We start from the raw sequence: 21,796 nt of genomic DNA on the forward strand, positions 1-21,796 counted from the left end.
GGCCCGGCCGACCACAGAGGGGGAGCAGCCCGGTGACGCTTCGGTTGGAGACGGCCTTCGCCGAACTGGCCCTGCGCAACGGCGGCGACGCCGAGGCGCTGGCGGTCTTCGGCCGGGTGCTGGCCGCCGACCCGCCGCCGGACCGGCACACCGCCCGCCGGGCCCGGCGCGGCCGGGCCTGGGCGCTGGAGAAGCTGGGTCGGCTGGAGGAGGCGATCGAGGCCTATCGCGCGCTGCTGGCCGAGCCCGACACCGAGTTCGGCACCGCCGACTGGGCGCTGCTCGCGGTGGCCCTGTGTCGCTGCTACCGGGACGTCGGCGATCAGGCGATGAGCGTGGACTTCGGCGAGCGGGCGATGGCCGAGCTGCACGAGCGCCGGCTGCCGCCACTGGACGAGCACCTGCAGCTCGGCTCGACGCTGATGGGCTGCTACGTCACGCGCGGCGATCTGACCTCGGCCAAGCTGTTGGCCGAGCGGCTGCTGCCGCTGGCCCGGAGCACCGGCTCCCGGGTGGCGCTCGGCGCGGTGGAATGGAACGCCTCGCTGATCGCCCGGGAGCAGGGCCGCCTCGACGAGGCGCTGGAACTGGCCGAGCGGGCACTGGCGTTGATGGCGGAGGCGGACAACGCCCGGCATCAGGGCATGCTGCGGTGCAATCTGGCGCTGGTGCTGATCGCCAGGGGCGAGCCGGCCCGGGCGCTGAACCTGCTGGTCGCCGCCTACCGGATCGTGCGGGAGAACGCCACCATCGGTGAAGTCGTCTTCTGCGTCACGCTGCTGGCCGAGGCACTGGTCCAACTCGGTGATCCGGCCGAGGCCTTGGCCTGGGCCCGGCGAGGAGTCGGGCTGCTCGACGAGATCGGTGATCAGCTGTGGCGGGAGCGGGCGGCGCTCGCGCTGGCGCTCGGGCGGGCCCACCTGGTGGCCGGCGAGGATGCCCTGGGGGAAGCCGAACTGCACCGCTGCGGGCAGCTGTTGGTCCAGGCCGGTGGGCACCGCGAGATCGCGCTGATCTGGCGCAGGCTCGGCGACTGCTGGGCGGAGCGGCGGCAGCCGGGACCGGCGATGTCGGCCTACCAGTCTGCGCTCACCATCCTGGGGATGCCGGCCGGCCCGGCGATCGTCCAGAACCGGCGGCGGGCACTCTCCTGATGGACCGTCAATCATGGTCGGACGGCCTGGTGTCAGGCGGCCGCCGACCAGCCGGTGAACCTGCGCAGTTCGGCGACCAGCCGGGTGAGCAGTAGTTCGGGGGAGCGGCTGCCCCAGGCCAGCGCCAGGTGCGAGGGGGCGGCGTCGCGCACGGGTAGCCAGTGCACGCCGGGCGCGGTCGGCGCCCAGCGGCTCAGCGGCTCGGATGCCAGCAGGACGCCCCGGCCGCGGGCCACGGCCAGCAGGCAGTCCTCGACCTTCCCCCAGCTCTCCGGTGCGGCTCGGCCGCCGCGGACCTCGGCGCCGTCGAAGCCGTCCGGTACCAGCACCGCCTCCTCGGCCAGGTCGGCCAGGCAGACCGAGGCCCGGTCGGCCAGCCGGTGGCCCCGGCGCACCGCCACCGCCCGCCGGTCGGTGCGCAGTCGGGCCAGTCGCAGAGCTCCGGAACCGGCCGGCAGCCAGAGGAAGGCGGCGTCCGCCCCGTCGGCCCGCAACAGGGCCAGCTCCTCGGCCGGGCCCGGCACGGTGACCAGGTCGATGGCGAGCCCGGGGATCGCCTCCTCCATCGCGGCCGCCGCCTCCAGCGCGAACGGCGCGGTGGCGTACGGGCAGCAGGCCAGCCGCAGCGGCCGGCCCGGGCCCAGCGGTTCGGCCCGGGAGCGCAGTCGCGCGGTCAGGCTGTCCAGCTCGCCGACCACGCTGCGGGCGCCCGCGGCCAGCTCGGCACCGGCCGGGGTCAGGCTGACGCCCCGTGAGGTGCGCACCAGCAGTTCGGTGCCGAGGGTGCGTTCGAGCTGCTGGATCTGGACCGAGACGGCCTGCTGGGCCAGGTGCAGGCGCGCGGCCGCCCTGGTGATGTTCAACTCCTGGGCCACCATCAGGAAGGACCGCAGGTGGCGTAACTCCACGCCGCATGTCGCGCTGTCCGTTGCCATCCCGCCCCCTGTAGCCCGGTCTCGACCCGATGCCGATCAAACACGGGATGTAAAATATCGTCAAGTTGTAGGTAAAGGTAGTGGCCGTGCTCGAGGTTGACGCACCGTCGGCTGCGTGCGTGGGGTCGGCTCGGGGGGAGGGGGTCGACCGCCGCCGTAGTGCCGGCGGGGCTCAGCCACGTCCGATGTAGGGCATGGCGGTGGCCAGCACGGTGGCGAACTGGATGTTGGCCTCCAGCGGCAGCTCGGCCATGTGACGCACGGTGCGGGCCACCTCCGCCACGTCCATGGTCGGCTCGGGTGCGATCCGCCCGTCGGCCTGGCGCACGCCCACGCTCATCGCGGCGGTCATGTCGGTGGCGGCGTTGCCGATGTCGATCTGGCCGCAGGCGATCCGGTACGGCCGCCCGTCCAGCGAGAGCGACTTGGTCAGGCCGGTGACCGCGTGCTTGGTCGCGGTGTAGGCGATGCTCTGCGGGCGCGGCACGTGCGCCGAGATCGAGCCGTTGTTGATGATCCGCCCGCCCTGCGGCCGCTGCTGCTTCAACTGCCGGAAGGCGGCCTGGGCGCAGAGGAAGGCGCCGGTCAGGTTGAGGTCCACCACCGCGCGCCAGTCCTGGTAGGAGAGGTCCTCCAGCGGGGTCTGCGGGCCGAAGGTGCCGGCGTTGTTGAAGAGCAGGTCGAGTCGCCCGAACCGCTCGACCGTCTCGGCGAAGAGCGCGTCCACCGCGACCGGGTCGGTCACGTCGGTCGGGATGACGGCGGCCGGGGTGCCGCTGAGCGCGGCGGTCTCGTGCAGCGGCTCGGCCCGGCGCCCGGCCAGCGCGAGCTGCCAGCCGGCCGCGGCGAGTTCCAGCGCGACGGCCCGGCCCACCCCGGTGCCGGCCCCGGTGACAACGGCGATCTGCTGCGGCATCTGGTGCTCCCTGGACTGGTGGTGTGCCGATGATGACCGACCGCCGCGCCCGCTGTCATTGGTAGGAGCGCACCGAAGAGCAGTGTCGGGTGGATCGGGGGCTTGGCAGGAGTGCCGGAGACAATTAAATTTCCGAAATTTAGTAGACCTCGGGAAACGATAGGGTGCCCGGAAGGAGGCGATCACCGTGATCAACCGCAGCGACCAGCCCCAAGGGCTGATCACCCCCGGCCAGCGCGCCGAGTACATGCGGCAGGGCAACGCCTCCGCGGTGCTGCGCGCCGTCCTCGCCTACGGCCCCGTCTCCCGGGCCGAGATCGCCCGGCACACGGGGCTCTCCGCGCCCAGCGTCACCAAGCTCACCAGCACCCTGATCGAGGCCGGGCTGCTCGGCGAGCTCGCCCCGATGGAGCCCACCCAGGGCCGCCCCCGAGTGCCGCTTCGGGTCGACCCCGAGCGCACCGTCGCGCTGGGCGTGCACTTCGGCCTGCTGCGCACCACCTTCGGGCTGGTCGGACTGGACGGGCGGGTGCTGGTCGAGCGCGAGCTGGCGCACGGCGGAGCCGAGGAGCTGACGCCGGCTCGGCTCGCCGCGCGGGCCGCCGAGGGGGTGCGGACCTTCCTGGACGAGAAGCTGGCCGGGCGCCGCCTGGTCGGCACCGGTGTCAGCGTCGGCGGCTGGGTGGACGGCGCCCGCGGCGTGGTGGTCGAGCACGGGCCGCTCGGCTGGCGGAACGTGGACCTGCTGGCCGAGCTGACCGGCAAGCTGCCGGGCCCGCTGGTGCTGGAGCAGACGGTGCGCGCCATCGCCCGGGCCGAGCTGTGGTTCGGCGCCGGGCGCGAGGTGGACGACTTCGCGCTGGTCTTCATCGGCAACGTGCTGGGCGCGGCCATCGTGGTGGACCGCACGGTGCACCGCGGCCCCGGCGCGGCGGCCGGCGGCATCGAGCACCTGCCGGTCACCGACGACCCGGCGGTGCGCTGCCCGCGCTGCCGGACCGGCTGCCTGAGCGTGGCGGCCGGCGATCTCGCGCTGGTCGCCGAGGCCCGAGCGGCCGGCCTGCTGGACTCCGCGCCGAGCGGCCCGGCCGGCGGCTCGCTGGACCTGGAGCGCCTGGTGGCCGCGGCCCGCCCGGCCGGCTCCGGCAGCGGGGACGAGCGGGCCCAGCGACTGCTGCGCCGTCGGGCCCGCCGGGCCGGGCGGGCGGTGGCCACCCTGGTCGACCTGCTGAACCCGAGCCGGGTGGTGCTGGCCGGCGGCATCCTGGTGGCCGAGGAGTACCTGGACGACCTGCGGGCCGAGGTCGCCGAGCGCAGCCATCGCGGCGCCGCGGTGGCCGAGGACATCGTGCCCGCCGTGTTCGGCGCCCGCACCCTGGTCCGGTCCTCGGCGGTGCCGGTGCTGGAGCGCGTCATCACCGAACCGTTCACCGCCCTGGGGCTGTTGTGACCACGACCGTCGCACCGGATGCCACCCGCACGCGGGACGCCGAGCCCGAACCTGGCCACCGCACGCTGCGGACGCTCTGACGCGGAACCGTGGCGGTGGCCGGTTCGTGGTCCGCGGCGGGGTGGTCGACCGGCGGATCGGCCCGCCGATCGGCGGGGGCCGGTCGGCTGGAATGTCGCCGAACGGGTGCCAGATGTTGGTTGGTGGGCCGTCAGGTCGCAACCACGGCTGGTCCTGGCCACGTCATAGGATCGACTTCACCGCGCGCCGACTCCACCCGGGTCGACGCCGCCCGGAGCCGTCGTCCGGGCGCCACCCTTCCCTCGGAAAGTTCCGCCGTGCAGCCGCCGTTCGTCCGTCCACGTGCCGTCCTGTCCTCCGCCGCCGTCCTCGCTCTGGCGGTCGCGCTCTCCGCGTGCGGCGGGAGCGGTGGCGACAAGCCGACGGCCCATGCCGCGCCGGTCGCCGCCGCTTCGCCCGGCGCCCCGTCCGGTGCATCGGGCGGCGCTTCGGGCGGCGCGGCCCCGGGCGGTGCGCCGTCGGCGAGCGCGACGCCGGCCGCGGACTCGGCCAAGGTGCAGTTCCCCACCGGCCCCGCGACCCAGCTGACCAAGGCCCGGGACACCGCCGCCGGGCCGATCATGATGACCACGCTGGCCGGCAAGAAGTCCGGCGTCACGGCCAAGGTCTGGATCTGGCTCCCCCCGGAGTACAACGACCCCAAGTACGCCAACGACGGCTTCCCGGTGCTCACCCTCTACGCGGGCGGCCAGAGCAACGGCTACAACACCTGGACCGACGACCAGTTGCCGATCCAGGTGGCGGACGAGGACCTGGTCAAGCAGGGCAAGGCGCACCCGTTCATCATGGTGATGCCGGTGCAGAACCTGGTCGCCGACGAGAAGCAGACCCTGGACTGCAGCGACATCCCCGGCCAGCCGAAGATGGGGACCTGGATGTCCCAGGACGTCCCCGACTTCGTGCGCGCCAACTTCCGCACCCTGAAGAGCCGTGACGGCTGGGGCCTGATGGGTGCCTCCACCGGCGCCTTCTGCAGCGCCAAGATGGCGATGCAGCACCCGGACCTCTACAAGGCCGCGGTGCCGATCGACGGGTACTTCAACCCGGACTCCGAGTTCTGGAAGGGCCACGAGGCGGACCGGCTGGCGAACAGCCCCGACGTGCTGGTCAGCCAGAGCAAGGCCGACGTGCGGATGCTGGCCACGGCCGGCGGGGCGACGCCGGAGGAGGTCAAGCTGGTCAAGGACTGGGTGGCGAAGGCGGCACCGCCCACCAAGATCGACTATTACGAGCAGCCGGGCGGCAAGCACCTCACCTCGCACTTCAAGAAGATGATCCCGGACACGCTGCAGTGGCTGACCCAGAACATGGCGGGGCCGACGCCGGCCTGATCCCCCCGGCCGACCGAACGGGCGGTGCTGACGATTCGTCGGCACCGCCCGTTGCCGTGTCCGCGCAGCCGTCTCCCGGTCCGCACCCCGATCACCTTCCGCACCCCGCTTCTTCCCTCCCCACCCCCGCTGACCTGCGCAGCAATCCGCCATTGATTCACTTCCGATCGACTGTGGCCACCCTGGAGCACACCATCGCGCCGCTCGCCCACTCACCCGCCGCGGGCAGCGCCGACTGGTCCCGATCCCCCGCCATGACAGTCCTGAAGAGAGTGCCATGCAGTCGCATCTGTGTACCGTTCCCGCCCAGCGTGGCCCCAGTGAGGCGGTGCCGGCCGTGCGACCCGTCCGATTCGCCGGTCTTCGCCTCGTCCACGCCGCGCTGCGTCGTGACCTCGCCCGGCTGCCCACCGCGCTGCGCCTGCTGCAGCCCGGCGACGAGGCGGGTGCCGAGGCGCTGCGCCGGCACTGGGACTTCCTCACCGCGATGCTCACCTGCCACCACGAGCAGCAGGACGTGCGACTCTGGCCGCTGCTGCGCCGCTTCGCCCCGGAGCTGCGGCTGCTGGTCAACTGGCTGGAGGACGACCACCACAACCTGGACCACTCCTTCACCCGCACCACGACGCTGATGCGGGTCGGCACCCGGGACCCGGCCAGCGCCTGGCCGGTCGCCTACGCGGTGGAGGAGCTGGCCGCCCGCCTGGAGACCCACCTGCGGATCGAAGAGGAGCAACTGCTGCCGGTGATGGCCGACCTGTTCGCCGCGCACTCCCGGGTCGGCACGCTCGGTGAGCTGCTCGACCTGCTGCGGCTGGCCGACGGCCCGGGCGCCCCGGACGCGCTGGCCTGGCTGCTCGAAGGGGTCGCGACGGAGCAGATCGAGGCACTGTTGGCCGAGTGCGACGACCTGACGGCCCGCCAGTGGCCGCACTGGCAGGCGGTCTACGCGCGATGCTCGGCGGAGCTCTGGGGAGCGACGCCCACCGTGGAGTGACCCGGCGGTGAGCAAGGGGAGTTGACGTGCATTCGGGCTAGGCGCGATGGCGGAGCGTGACGGCCGGTGGCCAAGGTGGAGGAAGGCCGTTTTCCGGCCGGAACCCCCGACTCCCGTTCCCTGGAAGGAAGCTCACCCCCATGCACTGCAAGTGGACCACGGTCCTGTTCAGCACCGCACTGGTCGGCTCCGTCGCGGCCACCACCGGCATCGCCGTCGGTACCGCGGTCGACCGCCACCCGATGATCAAGCCGCCGATGTCCGCACCGGTGGCGCCCGCGGCGCCGGACGCGCGCCGGACGGTGGCGGCGATGGGCGCGCTCGGCGGCGTCCTGGAGCGGATCGGCGACCTGGCCGCCGCGCTCGGCCCGAGCAAGGACGCCGGCCCCGGCGCGGCGAACGGCGCCGTCGACGCGGCGACGCTGAAGGGCAAGTTGCGGCAACTGGGACTGGCCTCGGACCAGCTCAAGGCGGCGCTGCCGGGCACACCCTCCGTGCCGGGCACGCCCGCGCTGCCCGGTGCTGTTCAGCCCGGCGGCCCGATGCAGCGCTCGGCGCCCGCGATGCCCACCGCGAGCGTCGAGGAGCAGCTCACCGCGATCCAGCAGGACGCCGCCACCCTGGTCACCGCCGCCTCGGCCAAGCAGGCCGACCCGGCCACCGTCCAGTCGGCGCTGGTGCCGCTCTCCACCGACTCGCTCGGCCTGAGCACCGCCACCATCGCCCGCCTCACCGGCGCCTGACCCGCCCGGCCCCCGCCGCTTCGCCACCTGGGGGCGGGGCGGCGGGTGGCGCGCCCCAGCGTGGTCACCTCGCCGCGGTCACCCAGCAGCGGTCACCCAGTAGTGGTCACCCCGCCGTGCTCACCCCTTCTGGGCGGCCGCGAGGATCTTCTCCGTCGTATGGAAGAACCGTGCCGTCCCGTGCCCCCGGTACGCCTTGCCGAAGGCCGTCGTCGCGTTGCCGGTCGGGCGGCCGCCGATCAGGTGGGCGACCACGAAGGCCTCGGTCGCGGTGGCGGCGATCACCTCCAGGTCGCCCTTGGGGGTGAGGTGAGGCAGGGCGAGGTCGGCGGGCAGCGGCTCGGAGAGGAAGACCACGCAGAGCCGTACGTCCGGGGTGACCTCGATGTCGCGGAACGGGTCGGCGTCGACCACCGCCGCCAGTTCCGCCACGGTGCGCAGCATGGCGGGGACCTGGTAGCCGAGAGCCGCCGCCAGGTGCTCCTCGATCCGCCGGGTCAGCGCGGCCCGGTCGACGCCGGCGTCCGTGCTGAAGAAGACGTTGCCGCTCTGGATGTACGTCCGGACGTCGCGCAGGTCCAGCTCGGCGAAGAGCTCGCGCAGGCGTTCCATCTTGACCGTGCGTCCACCGACGTTGACCGCGCGCAGGAAGGCGATGAAGGTTTGGTCTGCCACCCGCCCAGTGTGGCGCACCCTGGGCTACGGCAGGACCGAGCGCACCGCCTCCGGGGTGCGGGCGATGATGGCGTGGCCGTCGTCGGCCGTGATGATCGGGCGCTGGATCAGGATCGGGTGCTGCGCCAGCGCCGCCAGCCAGCGCGGGCGGTCCGCCGCCGTGCGGCCCCAGTCCCGCATGCCCTGCTCCTTGGCGACGGCCTCGTCCGGCCGGGTGATGTCCCAGGGCTCGAGGCCGAGCCGGTCGAGCACCTCTTCCAGCTCGGCGACCGACGGCGGGTCCTCCAGGTAGCGGCGCACGGTGTAGTTCAGGCCGGCTGCCTCCAGCTCGGTGAGCGCGGCGCGGCACTTGCCGCAGCGGGGGTTGATCCAGATCTCCATGGCGCTCAGCCTACGCAGCCCGGGAAGTCGGCCTCCGCCAACCGGGACTTTCGACCCGACTCGGCGGGTCCAAGGACCTCCCGCAGGCGTCGACCGGGTACGCGACCATGGAAGCTCACCCGATGCTCCCCAGCGGCCGAGGAGGTCAGCCGTGTCCGTGAGGTCAGCCATGTCCGCGAGGCCGGAAACGCCCCTGGCCACCGGCCCGGCCGCTGCCCCGAGCCGCAAGCCCGCCGCCGAGTCGCGCCGCGCACCCGCGGCGGTGCTGCGCCGGGCCCTGGCGGGCCCGACCGCGGCGGATCGCGAGCCGGACGTCGCCGCGCGCTGGGTGCGCTGGCTGCCAGCGCTGCTGATCCTCGCCGACCTGCTGATCGAGGTCGTCCTCCCGCAGGCCACCGCCGCCGGCTTCCTGCTCACCGCGCTGCCGGTGCTGGTCGCCTTCGGCTTCGGCGCGCTGGCCACGGCCCTCTCGGGCGTCGGCGCGGTCGCGCTGCAACTGGTGCTGGCCGCCCGTGTCGGCCACCTCTACGAGCACCACCACCTGTGGGTCTACCTCTCCACCCTGATCGCGGCGCTGGCCGGCGTGATGCTGTCCCACCAGCGCACCCGGCAGGCCCGGCACCTGGTGCGGGCCCGCACGGTCAGCGAGGCGCTGCAGCGCACCGTGCTGCACCCGGTCCCGGAGCAGGTCGGCGCGCTGCGCACGGCTGGCCGCTACCGGGCCGCGCAGGCGGAGGTGGCGATCGGCGGCGACCTCTACGAGCTGTGCGACACCCGGTTCGGCACCCGGGTGCTGCTCGGCGACGTGCGCGGCAAGGGCCTGGAGGCGGTGCGCACGGTGGCCGACCTGCTCGGCGCCTTCCGGGCCACCGCGCACGAGACCGCCGACCTGGCCGAGCTGGCGGCGCTGCTGGACCGCCAGGTGCGCCGGGGCGCGGTGGAGTGCGGGGACGAGGAGTTGTTCGTCACCGCCGTGCTGCTGGAGCACCACCAGGGCACCGGCGCCGTCCGGCTGATCAACCGCGGGCACCTGGACCCGGTGCTGCTGGCCGGCGGCGCCGTGCAGACCCTGCACTGCCCGCAGGACCTGCCGCTCGGCCTCGGCCACCTGCGGGCCCAGGACGCGCCGTCCCCGGTCGCCGTCGTCCCGCTCATCGCCGGCCAGACCCTGCTGCTGCACACCGACGGCGTCACCGAGGCCCGGGACCGCGCCGGCCGGTTCTACCCGCTGACCGAGCGCCTCGCCGGCCGCTTCCAGGGCCGCAGCACGGTCGCTCCCGAACAGCTGGTGGCCTTCGTCGGCGACGACGTCCAGGCCCACGGCGGACCGGCCACCGACGACCTCGCGCTGCTGGCGCTGAGCCCGCTCGGCTGACCGGGCTCGGGTGACCGGGCTCAGGCGGGGGTGACGTTCTCGGCCTGCGGACCCTTGGGCCCCTGGACGACGTCGAAGGTCACCTGCTGGTTCTCCTCCAGCGCGCGGAAGCCGGCGGCGTTGATCGCGGAGTAGTGGACGAACACGTCCGGCCCGCCGCCGTCCTGGGCGATGAAGCCGAAGCCCTTCTCGGCGTTGAACCACTTCACGGTTCCGGTGGCCATGGTGCTCTCCTTCTACGGGACTTGGAGCTGAGTCCCGGTACAGGTATCGCCTCCCGGCCGCGACTCGGCGGACCGTCACCCGGTCGTGGGCGTGTCGACGCGATCGGGCTGGTGGCGACCTCCGTGTGTTCAGGCAGTGTTCAACGACTCTTGCGGCGGTCGCGCACCAGGCGGACGACGTAGATGGGAGCGCCGATGATGGCTGCGATGACCAGGGCCCAGAACACGAAGTAGACGAGGCCGGGGTGGAAGCCGGTGGTGGTGTTGGTGGCGGCCAGGACGGTGGTGAGCGGCTGCTGAGACATCTTCTGGTCCTTGGGTGTTGACGGGGCTGGGGTCAGATGACGCGGAGGTCGGGGCCGTGCTGGGCCCGCTCCGGGGTGGTGCCGTGCATCAGGGCGATGTAGCCGTCCTCGACGGTGGCGCTGACGGGCTCCGCGTCGGGGGCGGGGGCGATGGAACTGATGACCCGGTACGTGGTGCCGGTTGTGCCGGGCGTGACGGTGACGGTGGGCAGGTCGGGCGGAGGGGTGGTCGCCGGCTGGGTGACGTGCCACACCATGCCCTCGGCGCGGGCGGCGAGGGCACCGATGGCGCCCTGGAAGGCGACGTGCCCGCGCTTGATCACCACGACGTTCGGGCAGGTCTGCACGATGTCGTCGACGATGTGGGTGGAGAGCAGCACCGTCCGGTCGCCGGCCAGCCTGGCGAGCAGGCTGCGGAACCGCAGCCGCTCCTCGGGGTCCAGTCCCACGGTGGGTTCGTCGACGATCAGCAGCCGGGGGTCGTTCAGGATGGCCTGGGCGATGCCCACGCGGCGCTTCATGCCGCCCGAGTAGCCCTTCACCTTCCGGTTGGCGACATCGCTGAGCGAGACCAGTTCGAGGACCTCCTTGACGCGGGCGCGGCGGGCGCGCCGGTCGGTGATGCCCTTGAGCAGCGCCATGTAGTCGAGGAACTGGCTGGCCGTCAAGTCCGGGTACAGGCCGAGCTCCTGGGGGAGGTAGCCGGTGGTGGCCTTGACCTCCCGGCGCTGGCTGCGCGACGTGAGATCGGTGCCGTCCACCGCGACGGTGCCCGAGGTCGGCAGCAGCACCCCGGTCAGGACCCGCATGAAGGTGGTCTTGCCGGCTCCGTTGGGGCCGAGCAGACCCACCATGCCCGTGGGCAGGCGCAGGCTGATGCCGTCGAGGGCGCGGACCTCGCCGCGCCGGAAGGTGACGGTCAGATCGGTGATGGTCACGTTGGGCGCGGTCATGACGGGCTCCTCCTGGTGAGCACGAGCTGGGTCATCACGAGGACGGCGAGCCCCACGAGCAGCAGGAAGGCGATGCTGAGGACGGCCTCGCCGCCGGTCGGGGTGATTCCCCGCTGCCTGGCGTCGAACAGGGTGCCGTGGAACCAGGCACCGGCCGGGTACTCGCCGATGGCTTCGAAGGGCGTGCCGGCGGGGGTGGGGATCCCGAAGCGCGGGCCGACCATGTTTCCCCAGATCCAGTAGCCGAACAGACCCAGCCGGTACAGCACGGGCCCGGTCAGGTACGGGACGGTGACCGAGCAGGCCGCGACGAAGACCAGCGCGGGCAGGATGATGGCGGCGAACGCCCCGAGGCCGACCGGGATCACCCCGGCCCCGCGCTGGGCGGTCAGGTAGCCGAGCAGGCCCACCCAGGCGACGACGACCGGTGTGCTGGTTGCCGCGCCGGCGCCGATGGCCTTGCCCCACAGGCGCGGGCCGATGCCGGTGGGCGTCGAGGTCAGCAGGTCGCTCAGCCCCAGCCGGGACTCCCGCCGGACGCGGTCGGCGAGGACGGCGCCGACGCCGATCGGGCACAGCATGAAGTTGCCCGCCCAGTCCGCGACCAGAAAGGTGTTGTCCGTGGTGCTGGTGAAACCCGGCGGGAAGGGCGATGCGCAGCGCAGCGCGATCAGCGCGAGCACGACCACCCAGACCGCCGGGCGGCGCACCTGCATCAGGTACTCGTAGCGGGCGGCCACGACGGTCTTCGCCCACCAGGTGCGAGCTGCCGTCGGCGGAGCGGTTCGCTGAAGGACGGCGGTCATGCGGCATCGCTCCCCACAAATCGTTCGGGACGCCCCAGCAGCAGGCCGGCCGCGATCACGGCGACGACGCCGACGGCGGGCAGGGCGATCCGGTTGACGGTCCATTCGTGCGCCGGGACCTTGGCGGCGACGCCCATGAACATGTACTGCGCCCGCAGCACCGTGTTGTCCAGGATGGCGCGCGCCATCAGGTACTGGGCCAGCCACAGGCCCCCGATCAGGCCGCTTGCGCCGGCCGGGCTGCGCAGGCCGATCGCGATGAGCATCGCCAGTGCGACCAGCCAGAGCATCGGCGGGGCCCACACCAGGACGTAACCGTCCGTGCCCTGCCCCTCGGGCCAGGCGTTCAAGGCGCGGAACACGACGGCGTCCACCAGCGTGACCAGGGCCGCTGGGGCCACCACCAGGCCGACCCGCAGGAACAGCACCCGGCGGTAGACCGTGCTGGTCATGACCAGCTCGGCGCCGGTATCACGCCCCACGACCGAGGAGGCCGCGACAGCGGTGCCGAGCGGGGCGAAGCCCGCCAGGACAGCGCCGGCGGCGATGTCGAGGTGCTCCGCGCCGGCCCCGGTGGCATGCATGACGATCACCAGGACCGCGCCGCCCAGCGTTGCCGCCAGTGCCGTCACCGGCGGGGCGATGCCGATGACCCGCAGCTCCAATCGGAGGCGGGTCCAGGTGGACCGGTTCACGGCCACCTGCCGGCTGGTGCGGGCCCCGGGTCGACGCGGGGTGTCTCGAGGTCTCGTTTCATGCCGTCAAGCCTGTTCACACGGACCGGAGTCGGTAACGGCCAGAAGTACTGATCGGGCGGCGTGGACCGGTCCTTTTGGCCGGTGCCGCGGTCGCGGCCGGTTCCGTAGCCTGAGCACCGTGAGGGTGATGGAACGGCTGGCCGCACTGGCCGCCAGGCGAATCAACGTGCTGCTCGGGCTGGCCTTCGCGGCGGTGCTGGCGGCGACGGCCTACTGGCACGCCGGCCACCCGGGTGGCCGGGGCTGGGCGCTCGACTGCGGCATCGGTGCGGTGGTGTGCGTCGCGGCGCTGCTCCGGGAGCGCGACCGGCTGGTCGCCGTGGCGGTCGGCCTGTCCGTCGCGGCTGCCGCCGTCCTCGTCGCCGCCACGGGGTACCTGACGGGCCAGCCCGGTCTCGCCGCGTCGCTGGCGCTGACCGTGCTGGCCGGCTCCGCCGTCCGGGCAGTGCCGCCCCGGCGAGCGGCCGCCGTCGCCGCGGCCGGGCTCGCGGTCACCGGACTCGGCTGGCTGGTGACCACTTCGCAGGCCGCCGCCCACTTCCACATGGGCGTCCAGGGCTGGTTGGCCGGCCTCGGCGCGGGGCTCGTCCTGCGGCTGTCGGAGCATCGCCGCCGGGCCGCCGTCGAGGCTGTGCGGCGTGACGAACGACTGGCCCTGGCACGGGAGTTGCATGATGTCGTCGCCCACCACGTGTCCGGCATCGTGATGCACGCCCACGCCGCCCAGATCATGCTCCGCAAGCAGCCCGACCAACTCGGCGACGCCCTGGCGGACATCGAACGCTCGGGCACCGACGCCATGGACGCGATGCGACGGGTGGTCGCCCTGCTCCGCGACGAGGAGGACGGCGCTGCCGTCACCGCGGGACAGGAGCAACTCGTCGACCTGGTCCGCCGCTTCGAGGAGCACGGACCGGCCGTCGACCTCCGGCTGCCCACCGCGGCGCCGACCTGGCCACCCATCGTCACCACCACCGTGTACCGGGTCGTCCAGGAATCCCTGACCAACATCGCCCGCCATGCCCGCGGCACCCGCGCGGCCACCGTCACCATCTCCCAGGACAGCACGGACATCACCGTCGAGATCGGCAACGATGCTCCGCCGCACCCCGCGATCCACGCCTCCAAGCGCGGCGGCTACGGCCTGGTCGGCATGGGCGAACGCGTCGAGGCACTGGGCGGTACGCTCAGCGCCGGTCCGCAGCCCGGCACCGGCTGGTCGGTACGGGCCACCCTGCCCATGCAAGCCGGAGACCGCCCGTGAGCATCAGCGTGCTGGTCGCCGACGACCAGGCCATGATCCGCACCAGCCTGCGCCTCATCCTGGAGGACGAGCCCGACATCACCGTCGTCGCGGAAGCGCGCGACGGCGCCGAGGCCGTCGCCCTCGCCCGCCAACTGCGGCCCGACGTCTGCCTCATCGACATCCGGATGCCCCGCCTCGACGGCATCGACGTCACCCGCGCACTCGCCGGCCCGGGCGTCGCCGACCCGCTCCGGGTGGTCATCGTCACCACCTTCGGACTCGACGAGTACGTCTACGGCGCCCTCCAGGCCGGAGCCCTCGGCTTCGTCCTCAAAGACGGCGACCCAACCCTCTTCACCGCCGCCGTGCGGGCCGCCAGCATCGGGGACGCCATGATCTCCCCGTCGATCACCCGGCGCCTGCTCCGCGACCTCGCCTCCGTCAAACCCTCCCCGGCCCACCAGCCCGACTCCGCGCTCACCGACCGGGAGACCGACGTCGTCCGCGCCGTTGCCCGGGGCCGCACCAACCAGGAGATCGCGGCCGCCCTGTTCATCTCCGTCAGTACCGTGAAGGGCCACCTCGCCGCGATCCAGAACAAACTCGGAGCCCGCAACCGCAGCGAGATCACCGCCTGGGCCTGGGAATCCCGCCTGATGCCGGGCAGCGCCGACCAACCGAACAGCAGCCGATAGCCCGTGCGAATCGGCCAGGCGGGTGGAGGCGCGCCACAGACCTCGGGCTGAGATCGAACTGAGTGCGCTCCCATTTCACATCGCGAGCCCCAGGGCCTTCGAGACGCGTCAGTCGCACGACGTTTCCGCAGCTCAGCGGGGCCCTTTACAGGTCCGTGTTCTGGCAGAGACGTGTCTCGTGGGTGCCGTGTCCCTTCCCTCAGGCAAACGTCACCGCACTGAGGTCGGTCGAGGAAGTCGATCATGTGACTTGTTCAGCCCGGAGAGTGAAAGAGGCGGCAAGGCACGCCTCGGGACCAGCTGGGGCCGATACGAAGATCACGTTCGTTTTGTGATCTTCGAAAGGACCAACTCGTGCGCGCATATCGCACAGGTCGCAGGCTTGCCGCCGCGCTCTGTTCCCTCATGGCCGTCCTCGCCCCTGTCGCTGTTCACACCCTGGTGTCGGCTGACACCGCGCACGCCCAGGAGAAGCGCCTCAAGTCCTGGGGCAACAACCGCTCCGGCCAGCTCGGGGACGGCACCTGGACCGACTTCCGCACCACAGCCACCACCGTGCTCGGATTGACGAGCGCTGAGGTGGTGAAGATCGCCGCCGGCGGGGCCGGGCCGACCACCGGCCACGGGCTGGCGCTGCTGACGGACCGTACGGTGCAGTCCTGGGGTGCGAACGGGTCCGGCCAGCTCGGTGACGGCAGCGTGTTCAGCCACAACGCGCCCGGACAGGTCGTCAACCTCTCCAACGCCACCGACATCGCGGCGGGCGGTGCGCACAGCCTGGCCCTGCTGGCCGACCAGACGGTCGTCTCCTGGGGAAAGAACAACTACGGCCAGCTCGGCAACGGCACCACCTTGGACAGCAGCGTGCCGGTCCGGGTCGAGGGCCTCAACAAGGTGATCGCCATCGCCGCCGGGCTCAACCACAGCCTCGCGCTGCGCGAGGACGGCACGGTCTGGGCCTGGGGCTACAACATCAACGGCCAGCTGGGCGACGGCACTTCGGCCAGCCGGAGCGTACCCTCCCCGGTGAGCAACCTGACCGGCGTCAGCCGGATCGCGGCCGGCTGCAACCACAACCTTGCCCTCGTCGGCCCGCCGCGCAGCAGCACCGGGCCCACCAGCGGCAACACGGTGAAGGCCTGGGGCTACAACGCCACCGGCCAGCTCGGTGACAACAGCACCATCAACCGCTACACCCCGGTCGACACCCAGGGCCCGTGGCTCGGCGGGGTCTCCCAGATCGCCGCCGGGTGCAACCACAGCCTGGCCGTCACCGACAGCGACAACAAGCTCAAGGCCTGGGGACAGAACACCTCCGGCCAGATCGGTGACGGGACGACGGACTACCGCATCACCCCCGTCACTGTCCCGGGCATCAAGGGCGTCGAGCTGGTGTCGGGCGGCCGCGAGCACACCATCGCCCTGCTCGGTGACAACACCGTGCGCTCCTGGGGCGCCAACGGCTCCGGCCAGCTCGGCAACGGCACCACCACCGACAGCACCACCCCGGTCACCAGCCTGACCGCGCTCACCGGTGTCGACAAGATCGCCGCGCCGGTCGGCGGCGATTTCAGCTTGGCCAACTAGGGCGTTTCCTTCCGAGCATCGGATCGTTGGCCGGTCGTGTCGTTGACTGGCAGGTGATCGCGGCGATCGGTGGCTCCCCATCGCCCGAGTGCCCCGGGCCCGCGCGGCCGGGGCCGCGTGCCGCTGCGGGGCCGAGCCGCGGGGGTCGGCGCGGCAGCGCGGTGCGGCGGTCCCGACCGTCCGGGTGCTTTGCTCTAGATTGCCCGGTTATGGGAGAGAGTCGCGAGATCAGTCGCCGGTCGGTGCTCAGGACGGTCGCCGCCGGTCTCGTGTCGGTGACGGGCACGGGAGCGGCAGCGGCCTTGGGCCCGGTGGCGTTCCCGCAGCCCGTGACGGTGCGGCGGCGGCCGGCGCCGGGGCTGGTGCCGTCGGTGCTGGAGCAGGTGCTGGACGTCCGATACGCGCAGGTCGAGGTGCCGGGCCACGGGCCGATCACCACGCGGGCCTACAACGGGGGCTTCCCGGGGCCGACGCTGCGGGTCCGGGCCGGGGACACCCTGCTGCTCACGCACGTCAACGGACTGCCGCCGAACCCCGTCCACGACGGCCGCGCCGAGTACGGTCACCGGATGCCGCACCGGCCCCACAGCTTCAACCTGCACGCCCACGGCATGCACGTCTCCCCGTCGGGGCTCGCCGACAACGTGCTGCGGGAGTTCGCGCCGCGCTCCGCGCCCGGCAACCCGGAGCCGCACTACCGCACGGTGCTGCACATCCCAGCCGACCACCCCGCCGGGACGTACTGGTACCACCCGCACCTGCACGGCTCGACCGCCGAACAACTGGCCGGGGGCATGGCGGGGGTGATCGTGGTGGAGGGGGACATCGACGAGGTGCCGGAGGTGCGGGCCGCCGCGGACGTGGTGGTCTGCGTCAACGAGCTCAAGCTGCGCGACGGCCGGGTGCCGCCGTTCGACGCGGGAGCCTGGCTGACGGGGGTGCCGTCCGTGTTCACCGTGAACGGCGCGGTCAACCCGCTGCTGGCACTGCGGCCGGGCGAGGTGCAGCGCTGGCGCCTGGTGGGGGCTACCGCGTTCACCGCGCTCACGCTACGACTCACCGGTCCACAGGGCCAGTTGACGATGCACCGGATCGCCCAGGACGGCATCACGCTGCCCGCGCCGGTGCCCGCGCAGACGGTGGAGCTGGTGATGGGCAACCGGGTGGACGTGCTGGTCCGGGGTGCGGCGCCAGGCCGGTACGAGCTGCGGGCCGACCGGGTGCCGCAGCCGCTGCTGACCGTCGAGGTGGCGGGCCCGCCGCTGGACCCGCCGATGGCCCTGCCGCGCGCGCTGCCGCCCGGCCGGCCGTTCCTCGACGAGCGGGAGGTCACCGGTCCGGACCGGGAGGTGCTCTTCCACGTCGACCCGGGCGTCTTCCCCCTGCCGTTCCCCGACGCCTTCCGCGTGCTGGGAACCCACCCGACCCCGCCCGCGCACCCACACGGCGACCTCCGCCTCGACCCGGCGTACGGCCTGTACGACCCGGGGTACGTCAACCACGTGCTGCCGCTGGGCCGTACGGAGCGCTGGACGGTTCGCACCGGCGAGACCTCCCCCGGCTTCAACCACCCCTTCCACCTGCACACCAACCCGTTCCTGGTGACCCACCGCGACGGCGTCCGGATCGACCCGCCCATCTGGCACGACACCGTCGGCCTGGCGGGTGGCACCCCGGGCGAGTCGGTGACTTTCCTGGTCCGCTACGAGGACTTCACCGGCCGCGCGATCGCCCACTGCCACCAACTGCACCACGAGGACCTCGGCATGATGCAGACCGTGGAGTACGTCGAGGCGTGATCCGGACGGCCTCCGAGAAGGTGAGCAGCCGCCTGGCGCTCGCGTGGGTGTAGGCCGGCTCCCGTGAACAGAGCCAGGCGCTACCGTCGTGATTGCTGAGTGCCGTTAGCCGGAGCGTGCAGGTGGGCAGTGGGCCCCGTTCTCCTTGAGCCAGCCGTCCGTCTTCAAGGGGTGCAAGCTCCTCACGTGCTGCCACTGTCGCCTGGCAGGCGTCGCACCGCTCGCGCGGTCAGCGGCAGGCAGACCAGTTGGGCCGCGCCGACGGCAACTCGCTCCGCCTGGTCGCGGGTTCGCACGAGCGCCTTCTTGAACCCGAGCACGAACCCGGCGGGTGCCGGTGAGCCGTAGGCCGTCAGGCAGCACAGGCCGCCTCCTTCCAGTCCCCTGGTGTGGCGGGTGGGAGCGTGGACGGCGAAGGAGCTCAGGAGTTCGCGCACGATCACCGCTGCCGCTGTCCGGGAGCACCGTTCGGCGGGGCACTTGCGTCGCCCCAGGCCGAAGCCCACGAATCCGCTGTCCGCTCGGCCGCGTTGCTCCCATCTGTGCGGGTTGAAGGCATCCGGCTCGGTGTGGCCCGTCCGCTGGTGCCGGCCGATGTCGAACAGGAGCTGGGTTCCGCGCGGGATCGTCACGGCCGGGCTGAGCGGGATGTCGTCCGTCACGAGTCGCTGGATGGTTGCGTGCAGGGGGTAGAGCCGCAGTGCTTCCGAGAGGAGGTGGTCAAGGTAGCGGGGATCGTTCTCGACGATCCGTTCGACGACGTGCGGATGGCGGGATGCCTCGAGCACGGTGTGGCAGACGCCTTCGGAGAGCTGGATGACACCGGTGTTGAAGAACACGCCTTGCAGGTGCTTCGACCTGGAGGTCGTGTCGAGTGTGCTGTCGGGGCCGAAGATCTCGGGGCAGCCACCGTGCTCGGTCACCTTGGTCCGCACGAGGTCGAGGAGTGCCAGTGCGGCGTCGGCGTCGCCGGCGGGCCGAAGTCCCTTGGAGGTGCGCATGGAGTCCCTGGCGGAGCGGGCGATCAGCGTGATCTGCTCCTGCGTCGGCGCGGTTCTGAAGGCCAGTTCGAACATGAGGCGGGCGGAGATCGGGACGGCGAGGTCCATGAGCCGCAGCACGCGGCTCGTGGTGCCGAGGGGCCAGGCGTCGTCCAGGACCTGGCGGGTACACCTGCGGGCCATCGCGACGATCTCCTCGCGCGGGACGGCGAGGGCGCGGAAGGTCGCCCTGGCCAGTTCCGCGTAACGGGGGTGGTCGGGGTCGATGTTCTCCTGGTGCTCGTCGGCCGGGCGGTGGAAGTGGCGGATGGCCCGCCGCGCGTGGGTGTCGCCGCGGTGGCTCGCGGACTCGTGGGCGAAGAGCTCCTCCAGGACCGGCCCGTGGATGTCCTGGTTCGGCAGGCGGATCATCGGGGTGCCGGCCGGGCCGTCGTCCTTGGTGAGCAGGCGGAACCGGTAGGCAGCGGCAAGGCGCGGGTGGGCGGCGAAGGCGAGCACCGCCGCGGTGGCAGCGGCTGCCGGGATCGCGATCAGCAGGATCAGGAGGGCGCTCATGCGGGCTCCGTCGACGAGGCTCGAATCGCCTGTGCTTCCCTTACCACCCTTACCCGACTTCGGTGTTGTGAAGCCGCTCGTGCGCGGGACGCGTCCACGGGCGGGATCCGGTCGGGCCCTGTTGCACCGGATCGGCGGATTCGCCTGCGGCGGTCCGGGGCGGCTGCGGTGCCGTCCTGGTCTGCTCGCCCGTGGTCCCGACGCTCGCTCCGCCGGACAGTTGCCGCGCTGCTGTACGACTCCCCGATCACGCGGATTCGCCGCACACTGCGCGGGCACCTGCGCTGATCTCGCGGCGGACCTCGTCCTTGCGGACCTTGCCGAGCGCCGTTCGCGGCAGCGCGGCCACGAGGGCCAGCCGGGCCGGCAGGTACCACTCGGTCATCTTCCTGCCCCGCAGGAAGGCGCGGAGGTCATCGAGCGAGGGCGGCGCACCGCGCGGGACCACGACCGCGCAGGCGACTTCGTGGCCGTCGTCGTCCGGCACGCCGACGACGGTGGCTTCGGCCACCCGGGGGTGGCCCAGGAGTTCGCCCTCCACCTCGGCCACCGGGATCACGTAGCCCCAGCCGATGCGATCGGCCGCGCGGGAGAGGAAGCGCAGGTTCCCCCGCTCGTCGGCCTGGACGAGGTCGTCCGTGTCGTACCAGCCCTGGTCGTCCGCGGGACTCCACAGGACGCGCCTGGTGCGCAGGTCGAACATCCCGCGGCACAGGCCGGGGCCGCGCACGTGCAGCCGGTCGGCCCCGGTGGCGTCGCTCCCGGTCATCCGGATCCGCATGCCCGGCAACGGTTCGCCGAGGGTCCGCTCCTGCGTGCCCGCCGGGTCGTCCGGCCGGGTCGCCATGACCGGGCCTGCCTCCGTCATGCCGTAGAACCTGACCAGTCGCGGGCACAGGTGCGTGCGCACCTGTGCGGCGACGGGGGCGGGCAGTGGCGCGGCGAGGCTGATGACCTGGCGCAGCCCGCTCAGCTCGCGGGGGTGACGCTGCTGCTCGCAGGCGAGTTCACCGAGGCTGCGCGGGGCCGCGATCAGGCAGTTCACGTCGTGCTGTGCCAGCAGGTCCAGCCACGTCCCGGGGTCGTGGGTGTCGGTGAACATCGAGGGCTGTCCGGTGGCGAGCGGAGACAGCAGCCCGAACAGCAGCCCGATGGCATGGGTCAGGGTGGAGACGGCGGCCGTCACGCCGTTCTCCGGCAGGTGCGTCCGTGCGGCCCGGAGGGCGGCGTACCTGGTGTTGTGGGTGTGCAGCACGGCCTTGGCCCGGCCGGTCGTCCCCGAGGTGCAGAGCACCTGGCACACGTCGTCGGCTTGCACGGTCGGGCGTTCGGCGACGGGCAGCGGTTCGGCGGACGCCGCGTCGCGCATCAGGTCGCCGAGGGTGATGACCTGCGCGGTCCCGTGCCCACCGGAGTCGCCGGCGTCCGCGGTGACGAGGAGGCCGGCCCCGGTGCTGGCCGTCATCACCTCCCGCTCGCGCGCGCCGGTGCCCGGCGGCAGTGAGAGCGCCGCCGCGCCCACCCGGCCGCAGGCCAGCCACAAGGCTCCCGACTCCCACCAGTTCGGCAGCTGCCAGGCCACCACCTGGCCGGGACGGACCCCCCGCTCCCGCAGCACCGCGGCGAACTGTTCGACACATCGGGCGAGTTCGCCGAAGGTGACCGTCGCCGTCTCGCCCAGGAGGGTGCGTGCGTTGAGGTACGCGGGTCGGTCGGCCGCGGTGCGGGCCAGCGCGTGGAGGTCGTCCAGGAAGGTGCCGTGGCGCCACCACCCCTGTGCGTAGTAGGAGGCGGACTCGGCCGGCAGCGCTGGCAACGACCTGCTCAAC

General features: G+C 72.8%; 21 protein-coding genes. 10 read left to right on the forward strand and 11 right to left on the reverse strand.

Annotated features, from left to right (window positions below; translation table 11 throughout):
• Positions 1 to 32 precede the first annotated feature (32 nt).
• Positions 33 to 1,154, forward strand: a complete 1,122-nt coding sequence (locus tag P3T41_RS00495; protein WP_280686887.1) for a CDC27 family protein — start codon at positions 33 to 35, stop codon at positions 1,152 to 1,154.
• Positions 1,155 to 1,186: 32 nt separating this feature from the next.
• Here P3T41_RS00495 and P3T41_RS00500 read toward each other — a convergent pair whose 3' ends face one another.
• Positions 1,187 to 2,089, reverse strand: a complete 903-nt coding sequence (locus P3T41_RS00500) for a LysR family transcriptional regulator (RefSeq protein ID WP_280686888.1) — start codon at positions 2,087 to 2,089, stop codon at positions 1,187 to 1,189.
• Between the two features lie 172 nt (positions 2,090 to 2,261).
• Complete coding sequence (locus P3T41_RS00505; protein WP_280686889.1) at positions 2,262 to 3,005, reverse strand: SDR family oxidoreductase; 744 nt, start codon at positions 3,003 to 3,005, stop codon at positions 2,262 to 2,264.
• A 187-nt stretch (positions 3,006 to 3,192) separates the two neighbouring features.
• Between P3T41_RS00505 and P3T41_RS00510 the strand changes: the two genes are divergently transcribed.
• The 4 genes from P3T41_RS00510 to P3T41_RS00525 all read left to right on the forward strand — a co-directional run bounded on the left by P3T41_RS00510 (position 3,193) and on the right by P3T41_RS00525 (position 7,607).
• Positions 3,193 to 4,455, forward strand: coding sequence for an ROK family transcriptional regulator (locus P3T41_RS00510; RefSeq protein WP_280686890.1), 1,263 nt, complete (start codon positions 3,193 to 3,195; stop codon positions 4,453 to 4,455).
• Positions 4,456 to 4,793: 338 nt separating this feature from the next.
• The gene (locus P3T41_RS00515; RefSeq protein WP_280686891.1) at positions 4,794 to 5,867 is read left to right on the forward strand and encodes an alpha/beta hydrolase-fold protein; all 1,074 of its coding nucleotides are present in this window, start codon (positions 4,794 to 4,796) and stop codon (positions 5,865 to 5,867) included.
• Positions 5,868 to 6,204: 337 nt separating this feature from the next.
• Positions 6,205 to 6,864, forward strand: a complete 660-nt coding sequence (locus P3T41_RS00520) for a hemerythrin domain-containing protein (RefSeq protein ID WP_280686892.1) — start codon at positions 6,205 to 6,207, stop codon at positions 6,862 to 6,864.
• Positions 6,865 to 7,004: 140 nt separating this feature from the next.
• Positions 7,005 to 7,607 carry a hypothetical protein gene (locus P3T41_RS00525; protein ID WP_280686893.1) on the forward strand — a complete coding sequence of 201 codons (603 nt, stop codon included), beginning with the start codon at positions 7,005 to 7,007 and terminating at the stop codon, positions 7,605 to 7,607.
• A 120-nt stretch (positions 7,608 to 7,727) separates the two neighbouring features.
• On the opposite strand, the gene P3T41_RS00530 is transcribed toward P3T41_RS00525, so the two are convergent.
• Both P3T41_RS00530 and P3T41_RS00535 read right to left on the reverse strand, forming a co-directional pair.
• On the reverse strand, positions 7,728 to 8,282 hold the full coding sequence (locus P3T41_RS00530; RefSeq protein WP_280686894.1) for a DUF1697 domain-containing protein: 555 nt from the start codon (positions 8,280 to 8,282) through the stop codon (positions 7,728 to 7,730).
• A 24-nt stretch (positions 8,283 to 8,306) separates the two neighbouring features.
• Entirely contained in the window at positions 8,307 to 8,663 is a 357-nt protein-coding gene (locus P3T41_RS00535) for an arsenate reductase family protein (protein ID WP_280686895.1), read from the reverse strand.
• Positions 8,664 to 8,832: 169 nt separating this feature from the next.
• Between P3T41_RS00535 and P3T41_RS00540 the strand changes: the two genes are divergently transcribed.
• Positions 8,833 to 10,038: a PP2C family protein-serine/threonine phosphatase gene (locus tag P3T41_RS00540; protein ID WP_280686896.1), complete on the forward strand. Its 1,206-nt coding sequence runs from the start codon at positions 8,833 to 8,835 to the stop codon at positions 10,036 to 10,038.
• A gap of 20 nt (positions 10,039 to 10,058) precedes the next feature.
• On the opposite strand, the gene P3T41_RS00545 is transcribed toward P3T41_RS00540, so the two are convergent.
• The 5 genes from P3T41_RS00545 to P3T41_RS00565 form a co-directional block, all read right to left on the reverse strand.
• Positions 10,059 to 10,262, reverse strand: a complete 204-nt coding sequence (locus P3T41_RS00545) for a cold-shock protein (protein ID WP_280686897.1) — start codon at positions 10,260 to 10,262, stop codon at positions 10,059 to 10,061.
• Positions 10,263 to 10,402: 140 nt separating this feature from the next.
• The gene (locus P3T41_RS00550) at positions 10,403 to 10,567 is read right to left on the reverse strand and encodes a hypothetical protein (RefSeq protein WP_280686898.1); all 165 of its coding nucleotides are present in this window, start codon (positions 10,565 to 10,567) and stop codon (positions 10,403 to 10,405) included.
• Between the two features lie 32 nt (positions 10,568 to 10,599).
• Positions 10,600 to 11,520 carry an ABC transporter ATP-binding protein gene (locus P3T41_RS00555; RefSeq protein ID WP_280686899.1) on the reverse strand — a complete coding sequence of 307 codons (921 nt, stop codon included), beginning with the start codon at positions 11,518 to 11,520 and terminating at the stop codon, positions 10,600 to 10,602.
• Positions 11,517 to 12,326 (reverse strand): hypothetical protein, encoded by an 810-nt coding sequence (locus P3T41_RS00560; RefSeq protein ID WP_280686900.1) that lies wholly within the window; start codon positions 12,324 to 12,326, stop codon positions 11,517 to 11,519. Before P3T41_RS00560 ends, P3T41_RS00555 begins: the two co-directional genes overlap by 4 nt.
• Positions 12,323 to 13,027 (reverse strand): hypothetical protein, encoded by a 705-nt coding sequence (locus P3T41_RS00565; protein WP_280686901.1) that lies wholly within the window; start codon positions 13,025 to 13,027, stop codon positions 12,323 to 12,325. The genes P3T41_RS00560 and P3T41_RS00565 overlap by 4 nt, the downstream gene beginning before the upstream one ends.
• A gap of 184 nt (positions 13,028 to 13,211) precedes the next feature.
• On the opposite strand from P3T41_RS00565, the gene P3T41_RS00570 reads away from it, so the two are divergent.
• The 4 genes from P3T41_RS00570 to P3T41_RS00585 all read left to right on the forward strand — a co-directional run bounded on the left by P3T41_RS00570 (position 13,212) and on the right by P3T41_RS00585 (position 18,411).
• On the forward strand, positions 13,212 to 14,348 hold the full coding sequence (locus P3T41_RS00570; protein WP_280687304.1) for a sensor histidine kinase: 1,137 nt from the start codon (positions 13,212 to 13,214) through the stop codon (positions 14,346 to 14,348).
• Positions 14,345 to 15,025: a response regulator transcription factor gene (locus P3T41_RS00575; RefSeq protein ID WP_280686902.1), complete on the forward strand. Its 681-nt coding sequence runs from the start codon at positions 14,345 to 14,347 to the stop codon at positions 15,023 to 15,025. The genes P3T41_RS00570 and P3T41_RS00575 overlap by 4 nt, the downstream gene beginning before the upstream one ends.
• Before the next feature lie 441 nt (positions 15,026 to 15,466).
• On the forward strand, positions 15,467 to 16,612 hold the full coding sequence (locus tag P3T41_RS00580) for a hypothetical protein (protein ID WP_280686903.1): 1,146 nt from the start codon (positions 15,467 to 15,469) through the stop codon (positions 16,610 to 16,612).
• A 209-nt stretch (positions 16,613 to 16,821) separates the two neighbouring features.
• Positions 16,822 to 18,411 carry a multicopper oxidase domain-containing protein gene (locus P3T41_RS00585; RefSeq protein WP_280686904.1) on the forward strand — a complete coding sequence of 530 codons (1,590 nt, stop codon included), beginning with the start codon at positions 16,822 to 16,824 and terminating at the stop codon, positions 18,409 to 18,411.
• Positions 18,412 to 18,593: 182 nt separating this feature from the next.
• On the opposite strand, the gene P3T41_RS00590 is transcribed toward P3T41_RS00585, so the two are convergent.
• Positions 18,594 to 19,967, reverse strand: a complete 1,374-nt coding sequence (locus tag P3T41_RS00590; RefSeq protein ID WP_280686905.1) for a cytochrome P450 — start codon at positions 19,965 to 19,967, stop codon at positions 18,594 to 18,596.
• Positions 19,968 to 20,214: 247 nt separating this feature from the next.
• A complete protein-coding gene (locus P3T41_RS00595) occupies positions 20,215 to 21,795 on the reverse strand; it encodes an AMP-binding protein (RefSeq protein ID WP_280686906.1) in 1,581 nt (526 codons plus the stop codon).
• Position 21,796: the final 1 nt, after the last annotated feature.

The organism is Kitasatospora sp. GAS204B (assembly GCF_029892155.1).
GTDB lineage: Bacteria > Actinomycetota > Actinomycetes > Streptomycetales > Streptomycetaceae > Kitasatospora.